Here is a 20,308-nt window from a genome sequence, read left to right as displayed (position 1 = left end):
ACCGGAGACGCAAGTGAGACAAGCTTTCCACACCACGACAGACAACGGCATCGCCGAGCTGGTGATCGACAAGCCGCCGGTGAATGCGCTCGACAGCAGCGAATGGTCCGAGCTCGCGCGGCACATCGATGAACTCGGCGCCGACCCCGAGGTGCGGGTGATCGTGATCCGCGCCGAAGGGCGCGGCTTCTGCGCCGGCGTCGACATCAAGGAACTCGACGCCCATCCCGAACGCATCGTCGCCGTGAATGCCGGCAACTACGCGACCTTCAAGTCGGTGCATCGCTGCGCCGTGCCGGTCGTCGTCGCGGTGCACGGCTTCGTGCTCGGCGGCGGCATCGGCATCACCGGCGCGGCGGACATCATCGTCGCGTCCGACTGCGCCACCTTCGCGCTACCCGAGGTCGATCGCGGCGCGATGGGCGGCGGCGCGCATCTGCAACGCCTCTTCCCGGTGCAGAAGGTGCGCTACCTCTTCTTCACCGGCGAGAAGATCGGCGCGCGCGATGCCGAGCGCTACGGCTTCATCGAACGCGTCGTGCCGAAGGCCGCGCTGCGCGAGGCGGCGCTGGAGATCGCCCGCAAGATCGCCGCGAAGAGCCCCGCGATGATCCGCATCGCGAAGGAGGCGCTCAACGGCATCGAGGACGGCAATCTCGAGGACAAGTACCGCTGGGAGCAGGGCTTCACGCTGCAGGCCTACACCAGCCCCGATTCCGCGGAAACCCGTCGCGCCTTCGTCGAGAAGCGCGAAGCCCAGTTCTGAGGACGCCATGGATCTCGCCTACACCCCCAAGCAGCGGGCCTTCCGCGCCGAAGTGCGCGCCTGGCTCGCGAACAACCTGCCGCGCGAGCCCTTCGCGAGCTGCGACACGCGCGAGGGCTTCGAGCAGCATCGCGACTGGGAACGCCGACTCTTCGACGCGCGCCTGTCGATGGTGATGTGGCCCGAAGCGCTCGGCGGGCGCGGCTGCGACCTCATCGAATGGCTGATCTTCGAGGAGGAGTATTACGGCGCCGGCGCCCCGATGCGCGTGAACCAGAACGGCCAACTGCTGCTCGGCCCCACGCTGATGGAGTTCGGCACCGAGGCCCAGCGCAACCGCTTCCTGCCGCGGATGGCCGCGAGCGAAGACATGTGGGCGCAGGGCTGGTCCGAGCCGAACGCGGGTTCGGACATGGCGGCGATCACCAGCAAGGCGATCCTTTCGCAAGACGGCAGCCACTACGTGCTCAACGGCCAGAAGACCTGGTCGACGCGCGCGATCTTCGCCGACTGGCTGTTCGGTCTCTTCCGCAGCGATCCGGCATCGAGCCGCCATCACGGGCTGTCCTACCTCCTCGTGCCCCTCGACGCGCCGGGCGTGACGATCCGTCCGATCCAGGCGCTGAACGGCAAGCCCGCCTTCGCCGAGATCTTCTTGGACGACGTGAAGGTGCCGGTCGATAACCGCATCGGCGACGAAGGGGAGGGCTGGCACGTCGCGATGGCCACGGCCGGCTTTGAGCGCGGCCTGCTGCTGCGCTCGCCCGCCCGCTACCAATACACGGCGCGCCGGCTGGTCGAGCTCTACAAGGCGAACCGCGCGACCGCGGACCGCGATCCGAGCCTCCGCGACGCCGTCCTCTCCGCCTGGACCCACACCGAAGCCTATGCGCTCGCCGCCTACCACACCGTCGGGCGCCTCGCGAAGGGCGCGCGGATCGGCGCCGAGGCGAGCACCAACAAGATCTTCTGGTCCGAGCTCGACCTGCGGATGCACGAGACCGCGATGCGCATCCTTGGCCCGCGCGCCGAGCTGATGACCGATGCGCCGCACGCGGCCGATGCGGACGCCGCAGGCTGGCTCGACGGCTTCCTCTTCGCACAGGCCGGTTCGATCTATGCCGGCACCAACGAGATCCAGCGCAACATCATCGCCGAGCGGATGCTCGGCCTGCCGAAATAAGCCGAGGCTGGCCATGGACTTTACCTTTACCGACGATCAGCTCGCCTTCCGCGACGCGGTGGGCCGTTTCCTGATGACCGAGGCGGCTCCCGAAATGCTGCGCAGCGTCTGGGAGAGCAACTCCGGGCGTTCGCCCGAACTGAGAAGCCGGCTCGCGGCGCAGGGCCTCACCGCGCTGTCGGTGCCCGAGGACAAGGGCGGGCTCGGCATGGACGACGTCGCCTGGGCGCTGATGACCCAGGAGCTGGGCTACTACGCGATCCCCGACTCGCTCGCGGACACCGCCTACGTCGCGGCCGGGCTCGTCGCTGCGCTGCCGTCCGAGGTTCCGGCGCGTGACCGCTGGCTCTCGCAGATCGCCGTCGGCGACATCCGTGTCGCGGTCGGCCACCCGGTCAATCCGCTCGTCGCCGACGCCCGTTCGGCCGACCTGCTGCTCCTCGCACACGGCGACGAAGTGCATGCGGTGCCGCGCGCCGAGGTCGACGTCACGGTGAGTGCGAGCATCGACCTGTCGCGCCGGCTCGGCCGCGTGAGCTGGTCGCCGACCGCCGCGACGCGCGTCGCCAACGGCGAAGCCGGGCGCGCGCTGTGGGCCGATGCGCTGGACCGCGGCACCTTGGCTGTCGCCGGCCAAGCGCTCGGCCTCGCGCGGCGCATGCTCGACCTCGCCGTCGATTACGCCGCACAGCGCAAGCAGTTCGGCAAACCGATCGGCAGCTTCCAGGCGGTCAAGCACCACCTCGCCGACGTCGCGACCGCGATCGAGTTCGCGAAGCCCGTGCTCTACCGCGCCGCCTACGCGCTCGCCCATGGCGAGCCGGGAGCTTCGGTGCGCGTGTCCCACGCCAAGCTCGCCTGCTGCGACGCCGCTTGGCTCGCTGCGCGCCACGGCATCCAAGTGCATGGCGCGATGGGCTACACGTGGGAGGTCGACCTGCAGATGTTCATGAAGCGGGCCTGGGCGCTCGATGCGTCCTGGGGCGACCGCGGCTTCCACAAATCCCGCCTCGCCGAGGCGATCCTGGCCGACGGCGCCGCACTCGGCCCCGGCCACACTTTCGAGGTTCAAGCATGACCCAGGCTTCCCGCGAAGCGTACATCGTCGATGCCCTGCGCAGCCCGACCGGCCGGCGCAAGGGCGGTCTCGCCCACGTCCACGCGATCGACCTCGGGGCGCACGTGCTGCGCGCGCTGGTCGAGCGCAACGCGATCCCCGCCGAGGACTACGACGACGTGATCTTCGGCTGCGTCGACACCATCGGCTCGCAGGCCGGCGACATCGCCCGCACCGCATGGCTCGCGGCCGGACTGCCGCTCAACGTGCCCGGCACGACCGTCGACCGCCAGTGCGGCTCCTCGCAGCAGGCGCTGCATTTCGCCGCGCAGGCGGTGATGAGCGGCACGCAGGACGTGATCGCTGTCGGCGGCGTGCAGACGATGACGCAGATCCCGATCTCATCCGCCATGCTCGCCGGCCAGCCGCTGGGCTTCCCCGACCCGTTCTCGGGCAGCAAGGGCTGGAAGGCTCGCTTCGGCGACGCGCCGGTGAATCAGTTCCACGCCGCGCAACGCATCGCCGACCACTGGCAGCTGAGCCGCCGCGACATGGAGGCCTTCGCGCTGGAGAGCCACCGCCGTGCGCTCGCCGCCATCGCCGAAGGCCGTTTCGAGCGCGAGATCGTGCCCTGCGAAGGCGTCGCGACGGACGAGACGCCGCGCGTCACTTCGCTCGACAAGATGGCCGAACTCGAACCGGTCGGCCCGGAATTCCCGTCGATCACCGCCGCCGTGTCGAGCCAGACCTGCGACGCCTCGGCCGCGCTGCTGGTCGTCTCGGAAGCCGCGCTCAAGCGCTACAAGCTGACGCCCCGCGCCCGCATCCACCACATGACCGTGCTCGGCGACGACCCGATCTGGCACCTCACCGCGCCGATCCCCGCGACGCGCGCCGCGCTGAAGAAGGCCGGCATGCGCATGGCCGACATCGACGCCGTCGAGATCAACGAAGCCTTCGCCTCCGTCGTGATGGCCTGGCAGCGCGAACTCGACTGCGATCCGGCACGTACGAACCCGAACGGCGGCGCCATCGCCCTCGGCCACCCGCTCGGCGCTACCGGGGCACGGCTCGCGACCACGTTGCTGCACGAACTCGAACGCAGCGGCGGCCGCTACGGGCTGCAGACGATGTGCGAAGGCGGCGGGCAAGCCAACGTGACGATCGTCGAACGGCTTTAACAGGAGAACAGCATGGGACTTTGTGACGGACGCACCGTCATCATCACCGGCGCGGGCGGTGGCCTCGGTCGCGCCTACGCGCTCGCTTTCGCGGCCGAGGGCGCGAACGTCGTCGTCAACGACATCCGCCGCGACGCCGCCGAAGCGGTCGTCGACAAGATCCTCACCGCGGGCGGCAAGGCCATCGCCAACGACGACGACATCACGCGCACCGAGACCGCGCAATGGATCGTCGACGCCGCGCTCGACGCCTTCGGTGAAGTGCATGTGGTCGTGAACAACGCCGGCATCCTGCGCGACCGCATGTTCGTGAGCCTCTCCGAGGAGGACTGGGACGAGGTCATGCGCGTGCACCTGAAAGGTCATTTCTGCCTCGCGAACATCCTCGGCAAACGCTGGCGCGACCTCGCGAAGGCGGGCAAGCCGGTCGCCGCGCGGATCATCAATACGAGCTCGGGTGCAGGCCTGCAGGGTTCCGTCGGGCAGTCGAACTACTCCGCCGCGAAGGGCGGGATCGCCGCGCTGACTCTCGTGCAGGCGGCCGAGCTCGGCCGTTACGGCGTCACCGCGAATGCGCTCGCGCCGGCGGCCCGCACCTCGATGACCGAGACCGCGATGCCCGACGTCGTGAAGGCGCCCGAAGCCGGCTTCGACGCCTGGGCGCCGGAGAACGTCGCGCCGCTCGTCGTGTGGCTCGGCAGCGAAGCCTCGTCGCATGTTAGCGGACAGGTCTTCGAGACCCAGGGCGGGCGCATCTCGGTGTGCGACGGATGGTGCACCGGCCCGCAGCAGGACAAGGGCGCGCGGCTCACGCCCGCCGAGGCCGGGGCGGCCGTGGAGGCGCTCCTCGGCGAGGCGGTGCCTGCGCAGAAGGTCTGGGGCAGCTGAAGGGAGATCGGGATGACTGACAACAGCAAGACAGCCGGCGTCGCGCTCGTCACCGGCGCGAGCCGTGGGGTCGGGCGCGGCATCGCCGAAGCCCTCGGCGCCGCGGGCATGACCGTGTACGTCACGGGCCGCAGCACCAGCGAAGGGGATGGCCGCTTCCGCGGCGAAGTGCTGAGCGGAACGGTGTTCGACAGCGCGCAGGCGGTCACGGACGCGGGCGGGCAGGGCATCGCCGTGCGCTGCGATCACGGCGACGACGCACAAGTCCAGGCGCTCTTCGACCGCATCGAACGCGAACAGGGCCGGCTCGACATCCTCGTGAACAACGCCGCCCACATCGACGACGCGTTGATCGCCCCCGGCCCCTTCTGGGAAAAGCCGCTCTCGCTCGCCGAAATCCTCAACGTCGGCCTGCGTTCGGCCTACGTCACAAGCTACTACGCGGCGCCGCTGCTGTTGCGCGCCGAGCAGGCGCTGGTCGCCTTCACTTCGTCCTACGGTGCCGGCTGCTACATGCACGGCCCCGCCTACGGCGCGCAGAAGGCCGGCTGCGACAAGATGGCGGCCGACATGGCCGTCGATTTTGAAGGACGGGACGTCGCGGCCGTCTCGCTGTGGCTCGGCCCGCAGCTCACGCAGCGCAGCGCCCTTGCCGGAAGCGACCGCGGCGAGGAGTACTGGCAGTTCCTCGCCGTCGCCGAAACGCCCCAGTTCAACGGCCGCGTCATCCACGCGCTGTGGCGCGATCCCGAGCTCGCGATGCTCTCAGGCCAGACGCTGATCAGCGCCGAACTCGCCCAGCGCTACGGCATCCGCGACACCGAAGACCGTCAGCCGCCCTCGTGGCGCGACTCGCTCGGCGCCCCGAAAACCGTACATCCCGCCCGCGTCGGCTAGGAGCATCGCATGGACATCGAACACCGCATCGCCCGCCTCGAAGCCCTGGAGGCGATCCGCCAACTCAAGCACCGCTACCTCAACGCCTGCGACCTGAAGGAAGTCGAATCCATCCGCGACTGCTTCGCCGAAGGGCCGATCGTGGTCGACTACGAAGGCGTCGGCCGCTTCGAGGACCGCGACCGCTTCGTCGCCCTCTACCAGTCGCTCGCCTGCCACCCGCGCGTGCTCGACAGCCACCACGGCGCGAATCCCGAGATCGAGCTCGTCGACGCCGACAGCGCACGCGGACGCTGGGCGCTCGCCTACTTCAACGTCGACGCCGAAACGGGCGCGACGCGCCGCCTGGGCCTCGTCTACGCCGACGAATACCGCCGCATCAACGGGCACTGGAAGATCGTCGTCACCCGCACGCGGCTCATCTCCGCCGTCGCCGGCGAACCGCGCCAGCCCGTGCCGGCCTGAAGCGTTCGCCCGCCCCGCGACCCCGCGACCATCCCCGAGGTACCCGCAGTGAAAGACACTCCCTCCGCTCCCCCCTACGTCCCCGGCCACCAGCTCCTCGCCGGCAAATCCGTCCTGATCACCGCCGCGGCAGGCGCCGGCATCGGCTTCGCCGCGGCCCGCAAGTGCGCCGAGGAAGGCTGCCGCGCGCTGATGATCTCCGACATCCACCCGCGCCGCCTCGAGGAAGCCGTCGCCCGCCTCAGGGCCGAGACCGGCCTGCAGCAGGTGTGGGGCCAGCTCTGCAACGTCACGAACGAGGAAGAAGTGCAGGCGCTCGTCGCCGCGGCCGAAGCGCGCGTAGGTGGCGTCGACGTCCTCATCAACAACGCCGGCCTCGGCGGCGAAAAGCGCGTCACCGAGATGAGCGACGACGAATGGAGCCGCGTGCTCGACATCACCCTCACCGGCACCTTCCGCATGACGCGCGCGATGTTGCCGCACATGGAGGCGCGCCGGCGCGGTGCGATCGTCAACAACGCCTCCGTGCTCGGCTGGCGCGCGCAGAAAGGGCAGGCGCACTACGCGGCCGCGAAGGCCGGCGTGATGGCCCTGACGCGCTGCGCCGCGATGGAAGCGGCCGAGCATGGCGTGCGCATCAACGCCGTGTCGCCGTCGATCGCGCTGCACGACTTCCTGAAGAAGGCCTCCAGCGAGGAACTCCTCGCCCAGCTCGCGTCGCGCGAAGCCTTCGGCCGTGCCGCCGAAGTGTGGGAAGTCGCCAACGTGATGGTCTTCCTCGCCAGCGACTACGCGTCCTACATGACCGGCGAAGTGCTGTCGGTCAGCTCGCAGCGGGCCTGAGGAGGCCGCGATGACGACCGTCTTCTCCAGCGCCGACGAACTCTTCGCCGCGACCGGGTGCGACCTGGGCGCGACTGACTGGATCGAGATCGCGCAGGACCGCATCGACCGCTTCGCCGACGCGACCGGCGACCACCAGTGGATCCACGTCGACCCCGCCCGCGCCAAGGACGGCCCCTTCGGCGCCTGCATCGCCCACGGCTACCTCACGCTCGCGCTCGGCAACCTCTTCCTGCCGCAGCTCATCCGCGTCGACGACGTGAAGATGGGCATCAATGTCGGCTGCGACCGCGTGCGCTTCCCCGCGCCGGTCAAGGTCGGCGCGCGCATCCGCGGCCGTGGCGAGGTCCTGAAGGTCGAGCGCGTCGGCGAGGGCGCGGATGCTCCCGTGCAATCGACCGTCCGCGTCACGATCGAGATCGACGGCAGCGAGCGCCCCGGCTGCGTCGTCGACACCATCAGCCGCTACGTCTTCAATTCCTGAGCAGAGAGAACCCGACATGACCGAAGCCGTCATCGTTTCCACGGCGCGCACCGCGCTCGCCAAGTCCTTCCGCGGCGCCTTCAACGACACCGAAGCCCCCGTGCTCGGCGGCCACGTCGTCCGCGCCGTCGTCGAGCGTGCCGGCATCGAGCCCGCCGCCGTCGAGGACGTCATCATGGGCGCGGCCGTCCAGCAGGGCACCCAGGCCTACAACATCGGCCGCCTGTGCGCCTACACCGGCGGCCTGCCGGACACCGTGCCCGGCATGGCGCTCGACCGCATGTGCGCCTCCGGCCTGATGGCGATCGGCGTTGCGGCGAAAAACATCCTTGCCGGCGAGATGAAGATCGCCATCGGCGGCGGCGTCGAATCGCTGTCGCTGACGCAGACCAAGCACAAGAATACTTACCGAGCCCAATCGGAAGCCGCCAAGGCTGTCGTGCCCGCCGCCTACATCCCGATGCTCGAAACCGCCGAGATCGTCTCGCGCCGCTACGGCATCTCGCGCAGCGCCCAGGACGAATACGCCCTGCAGAGCCAGCAACGCACGGCCGCCGCCCAGTCCGCCGGCCTCTTCGATGACGAAATCGTCCCGCTCGCCGCGCACAAGCTCTTGTTCGACAAGGAAGGCAAGCCGACCGGCCACGAGGACGTAGTCGCTACCCGCGACGAGTGCAACCGCCCCTCGACCACCTTTGAGGACCTTGCCAAGCTCCAACCCGTCTGGAAGGACGGCCAGTGGGTGCAGCAAGGCGAATACGTCACCGCCGGCAACGCGTCGCAGTTCTCCGACGGCGCCTCCGCGGCACTCCTGATGAGCCGCGCCGAAGCCGACCGCCGCGGCATCGCCCCCCTGGGCATCTACCGCGGCATCGCCGTGGCCGGCTGCGCCCCGGACGAAATGGGCATCGGTCCCGTCTTCGCGATCCCCACGCTCCTCGAACGCCACAATTTGAAGGTGAGTGACATCGGGCTGTGGGAGATCAACGAAGCCTTCGCCTGCCAGGTCCTCCACTGCCGCGATCGGTTGGAGATCCCGAACGACAGGCTGAACGTGAACGGCGGCGCGATCGCCATCGGCCACCCCTTCGGGATGTCCGGCGCGCGGATGGTGGGGCATGCGCTGCTTGAAGGGCGGCGGCGTGGGGTGCGTTATGTTGTCGTGTCGATGTGCATCGGGGGAGGAATGGGGGCAGCAGGTCTGTTCCAAGTCTGCTGAAGTTCTTCGCCTTTCCCCGGACGAGCCCTTGCGACTCAATGCGGCTCGTCCGGAACCGCATCAGTGAAGTATTCACTACGCGTCCTTCACTGTCCGCAAGCGACAGGCGGTTCAGACGCTCCGTCAGCACGTGCGTTGGCGGCTCAATCAAATCCTTACCAGGTTTCGCGCACGCGACAGTAGGGCCTTGTCCAGCAGCAGCCGTCGCATGCTTTTCGCGAGCATCGTGTCCAACTGCGCATCGTCGGCCCAGGCGAAGTCATCGACTTCCGGTACGCGTTGCCCCGTCGTGTAGTGTTCGAAGTAGCTGATGCAGTGGCAAAGCTCGAGGCGAGTCTCGGCGGAGGAAGTGCCAACGGCGAAGAGGTGCAGGTCTTTCCCCCGATAGTATGCGTGGCGACCCAGGTCGATGAGGCGCTCCGGACCGAAGTCGAGCCCGAATTCCTCCCGTGCCTCCCTGAGGGCACATGTCATCGGGTCTTCTCCCGCTTCGATGAGCCCCTTAGGGAGGTCCCAATGAGCAGCCCCCGTCGAGTGACCGACAAGAAGGGCACCGCATTCATTGATCACCAGGAGGCCGCAGGAGAGTTGGTTGGCTGTCATGCCGATCGGCGCAGACCGGCGAGTGGTCTGCTGCACGGGAACATCGTACATGCCGCGCAGATCGCCTGCCAGGGACAAAAACGCCCGGCACAAGGCGCGGGCGTTCTTGTTTTCGATGATCGAGCGCAGCAATCACCCGATCAACTCAAACTCCTCCAGCTTCGGCGCCGCCGTCTGGGTCGCAAACGCGTCGTAGTTCCACGGCCAGGTCGCCGGCACCCCGTTCGCATCCAGATACCAGCTGGCGCAACCAGAGCCGAAGATGGTCTTCTTCGCGGCTTCGACGCGGCGCTGGTCGTAGTCCTGCATCACTTCCGTCTTGAGGTTTACCGCGCGGCATTTGCCGGATTCGACCTGGGCGATGAGCTGCTCGATGTAGGCCCACTGGCGCTCGGCGATATCGATCAGGGAGAAGTTGCCGACCGGCCCCGTGGGGCCGTTGAGCAGGAAGAGGTTGGGGAAGTCGGGCATGGCGACGCCGAGGTAGGCGGTCGGGTTGCGGGACCAGAAGGTTTCGAGGTCGGCGCCGTTGATGCCCTGGATCGTCATCGGGCGCATGAAGCGGTTGGCGTGGAAGCCAGTGGCGAGGACGAGGATGTCGAGTTCGTGCAGCGAGCCGTCCACCATCCGCACGCCTTCGGGTTCGACGCGTTCGATGCGGCCGACGACGACTTCGACGTCGGGGCGCTGGACCATCTGGTAGTAGTCGGGCGAGTAGATGAGGCGCTTGCAGGCGGCGCGGTAGTTGGGGCGCAGTCTTTCGCGCAGTTCCGGGTCCTGCACGCTGGCTTCGAGGTTGTTGCGGCAGACCGTTTCGATCTCGGCCATCTGCGTCGAGTCGGGGTCGGAGACGCCGTCGGTGAAGCGGCGGACGAGCGAGGTGTATTGCTCGCCGTAGCGGATCTGGTCGATGAGCGCGGGGTTCTGGCGGAAGGCTTCGCGCTGCTCGTCGGTGTAGGGGTCGTTCGGCATCGGCATGATCCATTGCGGGGTGCGCTGGATGTGCGTGATCTTGGCGGCGCGGCCGGCGAGGGCAGAGACGATCTGCACGCCGGTCGAGCCGTTGCCGATGATGCCGATGCGCTTGCCGTCGAGCGGGACGGAGTGGTCCCAGCGGGCGGTGTGGAAGCGGTCGCCGGCGAAGGTTTCGAGGCCGGTGATGGCGGGGGGGCTGGGGTGGTGCAGCACGCCGGTGGCGGCGATGACGATGTCCGCTTCGTCGTGCAGCCCGCCGGAGGTTTCGATGTTCCAGCGGCCGTCGCGATGGATGCAGCTGGTGATCGCCTGGTTGAAGCGGATCAGCGGGCGGATGGCGAAGTTGTCGACGACGTTCTCAAAGTAGCGCTGAATCTCGGGGCCGGGGGCGAGGAAGCTGCTCCAGTCCGGGTTCGGTGCGAAGGAATAGGTGTAGGCGTGGGCCGGCACGTCGCAGTTGAGGCCGGGGTAGGTGTTCTCGCGCCAGGTGCCGCCGATGCGGTCGGCCTTTTCATAGACGACGACGTCGTGGCGGCCGCCTTGCTTGAGGCGTATCGCGGCCAGGATGCCCGCCATGCCCGCGCCGATGACGGCGACGCGGAGTTTCCGATGCTGTGTTTCCGACATGTTGCTGTCTCCTCTGGGTGGTCTTGCGACCATTCTGGGCCGAGGGTTTTGGGACGACATCGTCCGCTTGGGTGAGGACGGTGGCTTACTTTGCGAGGGCTTTCGCGAGTAGCGTCGCAGTGAAATCGAGCGCCTCGCGCGCGGCGTTGAGCGTGCCGAGCAGGCTCGCGAAGCCGTGGAACTGGCCGCCCCAGCGGCACAGCGTGACGCGGACGCCGGCGTCTTCCATCGCGCGCGCGTAGGCTTCGCCTTCGTCGCGCAGCGGGTCTTCCTCGGCGGTGATGACGATTGCAGGGGGAAGTCCGGCAAGGTTGCCGTTGAGGAGCGACGCGCGCGGGTCGTTGCCGGCGGCGGCGTCCGGCAGGTAGTGGCGCCAGAACCAGCGCATCATCTCGGCGGTGAGCATCGGCGCCTGCGCGAGTTCGCGGAAGGACGCGGAGTCACAGGCGCTATCGATGACGGGGTAGAGCAGGAGTTGATGGCAGATGGCCGGGCCGCCGTCGCGCAGCACCTTGGCGGCAGCCGCGGCGAGATTGCCGCCGGCGCTGTCGCCTGCGACGACGATGCGGGTCGCCTCTGCGCCGATTTCGTCGGCATGGTCGTGCACCCAGCGCACTGCCGCGACGGCGTCGTCGACCGGGGCGGGGAAGCGGTGTTCGGGGGCGAGGCGGTAGTCGACCGAGACGACGAGCGAGCCCGAGCGGGCGGCGAGATAGCGGCAGAGGGTGTCGTGGGTGTCGAGCCCGCAGCTGACGAATCCGCCGCCATGGAAGAAGACGGTGACGGGGAGCGGGCCGATCGCCTGCGGGCGATAGAGGCGGCAGGGGAGCGGACCCGCGGCGCCGGTCAGCGTGCGGTTTTCGACGGCGGAGAGCGGGACGTCGACGGGCGGCGGGGGCGGGAAGGCCGCGAGCATTGCGCGGTATTCGGGCACCGTGAGCGTCGCGTAGTCGGGCTGGGGGAAGTCGGCGAGCGCGGCGGCGACGGCCTGGGCCTGGGGGTCGAGGGGCATGGGGGCTCCTGGGGGGCAGGTCGGGACAAAAAAACGGCCTGACTGGCAGGCCGGGGAAAACTGCTGACTGGGGAGAGAGGAGCAGGTCAGACAGCAGCAGGTTCGGAGTAGGGCGCGACGCCCTTCGGGACGTAGGTCCCTTCGCACTGATCGAGGAATTCCGCACGCATCGCGCGCGGGTTGTAGAACTGCTTGTACCAGAGGCGCGCCTTCATGAAGGGGCCGTCGCTGGGGATGAACAGGCCGCTCGTGCAGGGGGCCTTGTTCTGCCAGATCTCGAAGTCCTGGGAGAAGGCTTCGAGCGCGGTGGCCTGGAACTGGCGGGCCGCGACCACATCGGTGACCGACACCTTGGCGCTGCCGCTGGGTGACTTCACCATCAGCCCGTGCCAGACCTTGATCGAGCCGTCTTCGACAGGGGTGTGTGCGATCATCATGATCGAGTTGAACATGCCGGTGAGGTAGGAGATCAGCACGCCGGGGCCGTGGTAGGTGGTGACGGTGTCGAGCACGGGATTGACGCCCGCGACACCGACGAGCGTGCGATGGGGGCCGGACTGGCGCTGCACGGCGGTGTGCCCGCGGAATTCGTTCTCGTAGCGCTCGACGATGGAGCCATGGATCGGGTTGAGGTGGCCGTAGTCGGCGATGTTGTCGCAGACCTCCTGCGGGTGCTGGTTGAGGATGCCGAGGTGGTCGATCTTCCAGCGCACCCAGCCGGCATCGTCCCATTGCGGCAGCGAAGGCAGATCCCATTCGGGCGCGCTGCCTTCCGGGTCGTGCCACACCCAGACGGCGCCCATGCGCTCGACGACGGTCCAGGACTTCACGCAGGCATTCGCCGGGATCGGCCCCTGGTGGTAGGGGATGTCGTCGCACTTGCCGTCCGCGCCGAAGCGCCAGGCGTGGTAGGGGCAGCGGATGGCGTCGCCCTCGATGTTGGTGCCGCCGCCGTCGCGCACGACGTAGGAGGTGCCGTTCGACGCCGCGAGGTGCGTCTTCATGTGCGGGCAGTAGGCGTCGAGCAGCACGACCTTGCCGGTCGCGCGGCCGCGGTAGAGCGCGAAATCCTTGCCGAAGAAGCGCACCGCGAGCGGGCGGTGGGTGTCGAGTTCGGCAGCGTCCGCGATCATGAACCAGCCGCGCGGGAAGGCGTATTCGCCGAGCCGGTAGTCTTTCGATGTAGCCATGGAGGTCTCCTCGTTCAGTGCATGGACATTGTGCGAAGCGCGGGTTTTTCGCGCATACCCAGTTCGGATGATGGCGAGGCGGTTACGACGGCCGGACGTTTCGGTTGGGCGGCAGCGCGGCGCTGCTGGCGGTCCACGTCGAGCCAGACCGCAAGCGCCGGCAGCAGGAAGATCGCGCCGAGCACATTCACGAGGAACATGAAGGCGAGCAGCACGCCCATGTCTGCCTGGAACTTGAGTGCGGAGAAGGCCCAGGTGCCGACACCGATCGACATCGTCACCGCGGTGAAGACCGCCGCCGTGCCGCGCTGGCGCATCGCCTCGTAGAAGGCTTCGCGCAGCGGCAGGCCCTCGTCCATCTCGTGTGCCATGCGCTCGTAGATGTAGATGCCGTAATCGACACCCACGCCGACGCCGAGCGCGATCACCGGCAGCGTCGCGACCTTGAGGCCGATGCCGAGGAGCGCCATCAGCGCGTTGCAAAGGATCGTGACGAGGATCAGCGGCACGATCACGCACAGCACCGCGCGCCAGGAGCGGAAGGTGAGCCAGCACAGTAGCGTGATCGCGGCGAAGATCGACGCGAGCATCTGGACTTCGGCGTGCTCGACGGCCTCGTTGGTCGCCGCCGCGACGCCCGCATTGCCGCCGGCGAGGCGGAAGCGGATGTTGGGCGTGTGCTCCTCGGCGATGAACTTCTCGATCTCGCCGACGACGTGCTTGAGCGTCGCGCCCTTGTGGTCCTTGAGATACACGACGAGGTTGATCGTGTGGCAGCCTTCGGTGTTGAGGCCCAGTTCCGGGTTCGCGGCGCCGCTGCCCGCGCGCAGCGCCGATTCGCCCCGCTGCAGACCCGCCCAGCGCGGATTGCCTTCGTTGTTGGCGGCGACGAAGAGCTTCACGCCGCCCGCGACCGTCGTCACCGACTGCACGCCGTCGACGCCACGCAGGCGCAGGTCGAAGCGCTCGATGGCGTTCATCACCTCCCAGTTGAGACAGGCTTCCTCGAGGTTCGTCGTCTCTGCATAGACGGATAGCACGTCCATGCCGATCGAGTAGCTGCTGATGATCGTCGCGTTGTCGCGGTTGTAGCGCGATTCGGCGCGCAGTTCCGGCGCGCCGGCGCCGACGTCGCCCGTCTGCAGGAAGCGCGAGTACCAGGTGCCGGCGGCAAGCAGCACGAGCATCACCGCGAAGCTCGCCAGCGCCGGGCGCGGCTGCGACAGCGCGGAGACGGCCCACCACATGCTGTGCCGTCCGCCGTGCTCGGCGGGCCCCTTCAGCGCGATGCTTTCGAGGCGCAGGTGCGACAGGATGATCGGCATGAACATCTTGTTCGTCATGATCATCAGCGCGACGCCGAGGCAGGCGGTGAGGCCGAGCTCGTGCACGATCGGGATGTCGATGACCATGATCACCATGAAGCCGAGCGCGTTGGCGAGCAGCGCGACGGTGCCGGGCACGGCGAGCTTGCGGAAGGCGCCCTCGGCCGCTTGCATCGCGCTCTGGCCGGCGAGCACGTCCTGCTTCCACGCGTTGGTCATCTGCACCGCATGCGAGACGCCGATCGAGAAGATCAGAAAGGGCACCAGCACCGACATCGGGTCGATGCCGGTGCCGAGCAGCGGCAGGAGGCCGAGCAGCCAGATCACCGGCAGGAGCGCGACGGCGATCGCGAGCACGGTGAGCTTCAACGAGCGCGAGTAGAGCCACAGCAGCAGCGAGGTCACCGCGAAGGCGATCGCGAAGAAAGCGACCACCGTCATCAGGCCGTCCATCACTTCGCCCATGACTTTTGCGAAGCCGACGATCTGGATGTCGATGTGCGCGTTGTCGAATTCGGCGCGGATCGCCTCGAGCTTGCCCGCGACCTCTGCATAGTCGAGCTTCTGGCCGGTCTGCGGATTCACTTCAAGGAGGTCGGCCTGCACCATCGCGGCGCGCAGGTCGTTGGCGACGAGCTGGCCGATCTCGCCGGACTTCGCGACGTTGGAGCGGATCTGCGCGAGGCCCGCCTCGTTCGCCTCGAAGCGCGAGGGGATGATCACGTCGCCGGTGAAGCCCGACTCGGTGACCTCGATATAGCGCACGTTCGGCGTGAAGAGAGACCGAACGCCGCTGCGATTGACGCCGGGGGTGAAGAACACCTCGTCCGTGACCTTGCGCAGCACCTGCAGGAACTCGGCGTTGTAGATGTCGCCTTCGCCCTTCCACTGCACGCTGACCATGATGCGGTTGGCACCGGAAAAGCTCGCCCCGTATTCGAGGAAGGCCGCCATGTAGGGGTGCTTCATCGGGATCAGCTTGTTGAAGCCGGGGTCGAGGCGCGTGTGCAGCGCCGAGGCGCCGAGGCCGAGCGTCAGCAGCAGGAAGAAGAGGCCCAGCGGCTTGCGCCAGGCGATCAGCAGCCGGGCGAGGACCGCGACCACGGCGTCGGTGCGGGAGGGGGAGGCGACGGTGGTCATCAGCTGGCTTCCTGGCGGGTTGGGAGGGAGGAAACGGGGGCGGTGGGCGCGGCGAGGGCGCGGGCGCGCAGGCCGCCGTCGCTGCCGAGCAGCACGCTGCCGTCGCTGCGGACGAGGATGCCGGTGAGGTTTTCCTGGTCGTCCTTGCCGATCTGACTGAAGCTCGCGCCACCGTTGCGGCTCGCGAGCACGATGCCGCCCTGGCCGGCGAGCAGCAGTTCGCCGTCCGGCGCGAGCGCGGCGGAGTAGAAGGACACGGGTGCGGGGACGTTCAGGCGCGCCCAGTTCGCACCGCCGTCCGTGCTGCGGAAGACGCTGCCGCGCATGCCGTAGGCGATCCAGGTGGAGGCGTCGACGCTGATCGCGCCGTAGAGCGAGCCGTCGTAGAAGGGCTGGACCGTCGTCCAGTGCTCGCCGCCGTCGGACGAGCGCATCGCGAGGCCCGATTCGCCGACGATCAGCCAGTGCTTGCGGTCGGCGGAAGCGGCGATGCCGTTGAGGTGGCGGTCGCCGAGATTGGGGATCTCGTGGCGCTCCCAGGAGCGGCCGTCGTCCGCGGAGCGCAGCACGCGGCCGAAGGCGCCGACGGCGAGCCAGGTGCCGGAGGGCAGGCGCGCGGCGTCCATCAGCGGTTCGCCGTCGCTGCCGTCGAACGCGGCTTCGGACCACGTGGCGCCCCCGTCCCCGGTGCGCAGGATCCAGCCTTCATGGCCGACCGCGACGCCGTTGGCGTCGTCGGCGAACACCAGCCGCGTGATCAGCGCCTGGCGATCGATGGCGAGGCGGGCGTCCGACCAGCGCTTGCCGCCGTCGTCGGATACGAGGATGTGGCCGAGCTCGCCCGCGGCGACGAGTCCGGCGCGGGTCTGGGCGATGCCGTTGATCTGCATCCGCTGGACCGGGATGCGCGTCTCCTGCAGGGGGGGGATGTCGCGGGGCGAGAACGCATACGCGCCGGCTAGGCCGACGAGCGTGGCGATCCCCAGGCCGAACACTGTTTTCATGGCTGGTCTCCGTCGGGATTCGGCCGGTCGCTGCATGGCGGATGGCCGTGTTGTGGCGCCCATTCTTCGACGGTGCCCGGGGCCCGGCATCGTCCAAAGTGGTTAATTGACGTACCGGGCGACGCGCAGTGGGCAGTGCGTTCGCGTTAGTCCGTTCAGACGATGAGCGCCTCGACGGCGTGTGGAAATCTTGCCGCCATGAACGGTTCAGCCCCGCCGGAACGGTCCGGTGGACGGCCATGCACAGGAGCGAGCAGATGGGCGTGATGAACAATGTCGAGGGGCAGGGCGCCGCGGAGGAGTACATGACCGACAAGGCGGTCGAACTCGTGGCGCTTGCCAGGGAAATGGCGCCGCGTCTTGCTGCACGAGCCGCCGACGCCGAGCGCGCCGGCATGGTGCCAATCGAGACGGTGCGCGAGATGCAGGCGGCGGGCCTCTTCCGCGTGCTGCAGCCGAAGCGTTGGGGCGGTTTCGAGCTCGATCCGCGGGTGTTCTACCGCGTGCAGATGGCGCTCGCCGAAGGCTGCATGTCGACGGCCTGGATCTATGGCGTAATCGGCGTGCATAACTGGCAGTTACCGCTCTTTCCGGATGCTGCGCAGCAGGACGTGTGGGGCCAGGATTCGGCGACGCTGATCGCCTCGACCTACATGCCGGTCGGCAAGGCCGAGGCGGTCGAGGGCGGCTACCGGCTGTCGGGCCGTTGGGGCTTTTCGAGCGGTGTCGAGCACTGCGACTGGATCTTCCTCGGCGGCCTGCTGCCGAAAGCAGACGGCTCGGACGCGCTCGAACATACGACCTTCCTGCTGCCGAAGTCGGATTTCCGCGTCGAGCACAACTGGGATGTGCTCGGCCTACGCGCGACCGGCAGCCACGACATCGTCGTCGACAACGCCTTCGTCCCGGCGCATCGCACGCAGCGCACCAACGACCACAGCGACGCCGGCTGTCCGGGCCGCGCCGCCAATCCCGGCTGGCTGTATCGCATCCCCTTCACGCAGGTGTTCCAGCGCGCCGTGTCGTCGGCCTGCATCGGCGCCTTCGACGGAGCGATCGCGCACTTCCGCGAGCGCTCCGCCGCGCACGTCGGCAAGCACGGGGCGAAGACCGCCGAGGACGTGAATGCGCAGCTCGTTGTGGCCGAGGCGATGATGACGTCCGACCAGCTGAAGCTCGTGCTCTTCCGCAACTACGCGCGCATCGTCGAATACGCGCACAGCGGCGAACGGATGCCGGTCGAGGAGCGCCTGCTGCAGCGCGCGCAGGCCGCGCTCGTGCCAAAGCTGTGTGCGGCGGGCGTCGCCGAGCTGCTGCGCGCCTGCGCGGCGTCGGGCCTCTACAAGACGAATCCGATCGAACGTGTGTTCCGCGACATCCACCAGGCGCGGGGCCACGTCGCCAACAACAGCGACGCCTACGCCCGCGCGTTCGGCATGGTGATGCTGGGGATGCCTAATGCAGATCCTTTCGTCTGAACTCGAGGCCCCGGCCATCAGCGCCGCGCAGCCCCGCTTCCACGCGCTGCGCGTCGCGGAAGTCGTCGAGGAGACGCCGGATGCGCGGTCCTTCGTCTTCGACATCCCGCCCGAGCTCGCCGCGAGCTTCGCCTACCGCCCCGGTCAGTTCCTGACCCTGCGCGTGCCGGTCGGCGGGCGGAACGTGCTGCGCTGCTATTCGATGTCGAGCGCGCCGACGCTGGATACGCGGCCGCGCGTCACGGTGAAGCGGGTCGCCGGCGGGCGGGCGTCGAACTGGCTGTGCGAGAAGGTCGCCGCGGGGGATGTGCTCGAAGCGATACCGCCCGCCGGCGTATTCTCGCCGCGCTCGCTGCAGGGTGACTTCGTGCTGTTTGCAGGCGGCAGCGGCATTACGCCGGTGTTCTCGATCCTGCGTTCGGCACTCGCACAGGGGCAGGGGAAGCTGCTCCTCGTCTACGCGAACCGCGACGAGAAATCGGTGATCTTTCGCGAGCGGTTGAGGGATCTGGCCGCCGCGCATCCGGGGCGCCTGTCCGTGATCCACTGGCTCGACTCGGTACAGGGCGTGCCGGCGGCGGCGCAACTCGCCGAGCTTGCAAGGGCGTGGGGCGGCGCGGAGACTTTCATCTGCGGTCCCGGGCCCTTCATGGATGCAGCGGTCGCCGCGCTGGAGGCGATCGGCATGGACGACGAGCGCATCCATGTCGAGCGATTCGTGTCACTGCCGGACGAGGATGATGTCCCCACCGCCAAGGTAAGCGCCGTCCCGGACGGTGCCGCCGTTGCCGCAACGCTTGAAGTCTCGCTCGACGGACAGTCACATACGCTGGCCTGCGATCCCGGCGAAACGTTGCTCGATGCGATGCTGCGCAGCGGCGTGGCCGCGCCTTTCTCCTGTCAGGCCGGCATGTGTGCGTCGTGCATGTGCCAAGTACAGGAGGGGAGCGTGCATCTGCGGCACAACGAAGTACTCGACGCGCGCGATCTAGCTCGCGCCTGGACGCTGAGCTGTCAGGCGGTGGCGACGAGCGAGCGCGTGCGCGTGAAGTTTCCCGAGTAGTTCTTGAATACGTTTGAAGGGCGCAGCGGGGCCCCGAGTGGGTCTCGCGGCACGCTCTCGCCTGCCCGTCCGGCGGCGCATCAATGCTCAATCTTCGAATTGGAGAACATATCGTGAAGGTGCTGGTCCCCGTGAAGCGGGTTGCCGATTACAACGTCAAGGTGCGAGTGAAAGCTGACGGCACCGGCGTCGATATCGCGAACGTAAAGATGTCGATGAACCCGTTCGACGAGATTGCAGTGGAAGAGGCGGTGCGTCTGAAGGAAGCGGGCGCGGCGACCGAAGTCGTGGCCGTTTCATGCGGCGTCGGCGCCTGCCAGGAGACGCTGCGCGCGGCGATGGCGATTGGCGCCGACCGCGGCATCCTCGTTGAAACCGATGTCGAGCTCCAGCCGCTGGCGGTGGCGAAGCTCCTGAAAGTGCTGTGCGAGAAGGAGCAACCCCAGCTCGTGATCTGCGGCAAGCAGGCGATCGACGACGACGCCAACCAGACCGGCCAGATGCTCGCCGCGCTGATGGGCTGGCCGCAAGCGACCTTCGCGTCGAAGGTCACCCTCGGCAACGGCGTCGCGACCGTGATGCGCGAGATCGACGGCGGTCTCGAAACCCTCGAGATGAAGCTGCCGGCAGTGGTCACCACCGACCTGCGCCTCAATGAGCCGCGCTACGCGAGGCTGCCCAACATCATGAAGGCGAAGAAGAAGCCGCTCGACACGGTGAAGCCCGCCGACCTCGGCGTCGATGTCGCGCCGCGTCTGGCGACCCTGTCGGTCGCCGAGCCGCCGAAGCGCAGCGCCGGCGTGCGTGTTGCGGACGTCGCGCAGCTCGTCGAGAAACTGAAGAACGAAGCGAAGGTGATCTGAAGATGGCGATCCTGGTTATTGCTGAACACGACAACGCGTCCGTGA

General features: G+C 68.2%; 19 protein-coding genes. 13 read left to right on the top strand and 6 right to left on the bottom strand.

Annotated elements, in window-relative coordinates:
• Positions 1-13 precede the first annotated feature (13 nt).
• Genes VJ673_RS18315 through VJ673_RS18270 form a run of 10 tightly spaced genes read left to right on the top strand, consistent with a single transcriptional unit; the run spans position 14 to position 8,983 of the window.
• The gene (locus VJ673_RS18315) at positions 14-766 is read left to right on the top strand and encodes an enoyl-CoA hydratase family protein (protein WP_324127605.1); all 753 of its coding nucleotides are present in this window, start codon (positions 14-16) and stop codon (positions 764-766) included.
• Between the two features lie 7 nt (positions 767-773).
• Positions 774-1,949, top strand: a complete 1,176-nt coding sequence (locus VJ673_RS18310) for an acyl-CoA dehydrogenase family protein (protein WP_324127604.1) — start codon at positions 774-776, stop codon at positions 1,947-1,949.
• Positions 1,950-1,962: 13 nt separating this feature from the next.
• Positions 1,963-3,027, top strand: coding sequence for an acyl-CoA dehydrogenase family protein (locus VJ673_RS18305; protein ID WP_324127603.1), 1,065 nt, complete (start codon positions 1,963-1,965; stop codon positions 3,025-3,027).
• Positions 3,024-4,187, top strand: coding sequence for an acetyl-CoA C-acetyltransferase (locus VJ673_RS18300; RefSeq protein ID WP_324127602.1), 1,164 nt, complete (start codon positions 3,024-3,026; stop codon positions 4,185-4,187). Before VJ673_RS18305 ends, VJ673_RS18300 begins: the two co-directional genes overlap by 4 nt.
• Before the next feature lie 12 nt (positions 4,188-4,199).
• Positions 4,200-5,075, top strand: a complete 876-nt coding sequence (locus tag VJ673_RS18295) for an SDR family oxidoreductase (protein WP_324127601.1) — start codon at positions 4,200-4,202, stop codon at positions 5,073-5,075.
• 12 nt (positions 5,076-5,087) lie between these two features.
• Entirely contained in the window at positions 5,088-5,972 is an 885-nt protein-coding gene (locus tag VJ673_RS18290) for an SDR family NAD(P)-dependent oxidoreductase (RefSeq protein WP_324127600.1), read from the top strand.
• Positions 5,973-5,981: 9 nt separating this feature from the next.
• The gene (locus VJ673_RS18285) at positions 5,982-6,437 is read left to right on the top strand and encodes a nuclear transport factor 2 family protein (protein ID WP_324127599.1); all 456 of its coding nucleotides are present in this window, start codon (positions 5,982-5,984) and stop codon (positions 6,435-6,437) included.
• 48 nt (positions 6,438-6,485) lie between these two features.
• On the top strand, positions 6,486-7,280 hold the full coding sequence (locus VJ673_RS18280) for an SDR family oxidoreductase (RefSeq protein WP_324127598.1): 795 nt from the start codon (positions 6,486-6,488) through the stop codon (positions 7,278-7,280).
• 10 nt (positions 7,281-7,290) lie between these two features.
• Positions 7,291-7,764, top strand: a complete 474-nt coding sequence (locus VJ673_RS18275; protein WP_324127597.1) for a MaoC family dehydratase — start codon at positions 7,291-7,293, stop codon at positions 7,762-7,764.
• 16 nt (positions 7,765-7,780) lie between these two features.
• Positions 7,781-8,983: an acetyl-CoA C-acyltransferase gene (locus tag VJ673_RS18270; protein ID WP_324127596.1), complete on the top strand. Its 1,203-nt coding sequence runs from the start codon at positions 7,781-7,783 to the stop codon at positions 8,981-8,983.
• 147 nt (positions 8,984-9,130) lie between these two features.
• Here the strand turns inward: VJ673_RS18270 and VJ673_RS18265 are convergent, their stop codons facing one another.
• The 6 genes from VJ673_RS18265 to VJ673_RS18240 form a co-directional block, all read right to left on the bottom strand.
• The gene (locus VJ673_RS18265; RefSeq protein WP_324127595.1) at positions 9,131-9,718 is read right to left on the bottom strand and encodes an NUDIX domain-containing protein; all 588 of its coding nucleotides are present in this window, start codon (positions 9,716-9,718) and stop codon (positions 9,131-9,133) included.
• Positions 9,719-11,188 (bottom strand): flavin-containing monooxygenase, encoded by a 1,470-nt coding sequence (locus VJ673_RS18260; RefSeq protein ID WP_324127594.1) that lies wholly within the window; start codon positions 11,186-11,188, stop codon positions 9,719-9,721. It lies immediately after the preceding gene.
• An 85-nt stretch (positions 11,189-11,273) separates the two neighbouring features.
• On the bottom strand, positions 11,274-12,200 hold the full coding sequence (lipP1, locus tag VJ673_RS18255; protein ID WP_324127593.1) for a LipP1 family hormone-sensitive lipase: 927 nt from the start codon (positions 12,198-12,200) through the stop codon (positions 11,274-11,276).
• Between the two features lie 86 nt (positions 12,201-12,286).
• Positions 12,287-13,390 carry a 3-ketosteroid-9-alpha-monooxygenase, oxygenase component gene (locus VJ673_RS18250; protein WP_324127592.1) on the bottom strand — a complete coding sequence of 368 codons (1,104 nt, stop codon included), beginning with the start codon at positions 13,388-13,390 and terminating at the stop codon, positions 12,287-12,289.
• A gap of 14 nt (positions 13,391-13,404) precedes the next feature.
• A complete protein-coding gene (locus VJ673_RS18245) occupies positions 13,405-15,855 on the bottom strand; it encodes an efflux RND transporter permease subunit (protein ID WP_324127591.1) in 2,451 nt (816 codons plus the stop codon).
• Positions 15,855-16,859, bottom strand: coding sequence for a WD40/YVTN/BNR-like repeat-containing protein (locus VJ673_RS18240; RefSeq protein WP_324127590.1), 1,005 nt, complete (start codon positions 16,857-16,859; stop codon positions 15,855-15,857). The genes VJ673_RS18245 and VJ673_RS18240 overlap by 1 nt, the downstream gene beginning before the upstream one ends.
• A gap of 239 nt (positions 16,860-17,098) precedes the next feature.
• On the opposite strand from VJ673_RS18240, the gene VJ673_RS18235 reads away from it, so the two are divergent.
• The 3 genes from VJ673_RS18235 (at position 17,099) to VJ673_RS18225 (ending at position 20,263) form a co-directional block, all read left to right on the top strand.
• Entirely contained in the window at positions 17,099-18,337 is a 1,239-nt protein-coding gene (locus VJ673_RS18235; RefSeq protein ID WP_324127589.1) for an acyl-CoA dehydrogenase family protein, read from the top strand.
• Entirely contained in the window at positions 18,318-19,400 is a 1,083-nt protein-coding gene (locus VJ673_RS18230; protein WP_324127588.1) for a ferredoxin--NADP reductase, read from the top strand. The genes VJ673_RS18235 and VJ673_RS18230 overlap by 20 nt, the downstream gene beginning before the upstream one ends.
• Before the next feature lie 113 nt (positions 19,401-19,513).
• Complete coding sequence (locus tag VJ673_RS18225) at positions 19,514-20,263, top strand: electron transfer flavoprotein subunit beta/FixA family protein (RefSeq protein WP_324127587.1); 750 nt, start codon at positions 19,514-19,516, stop codon at positions 20,261-20,263.
• Positions 20,264-20,308: the final 45 nt, after the last annotated feature.

This window comes from Aromatoleum sp. (assembly GCF_035254505.1).
Lineage (GTDB): Bacteria > Pseudomonadota > Gammaproteobacteria > Burkholderiales > Rhodocyclaceae > Aromatoleum.
This window is presented reverse-complemented; position numbering and strand designations above follow the sequence as displayed.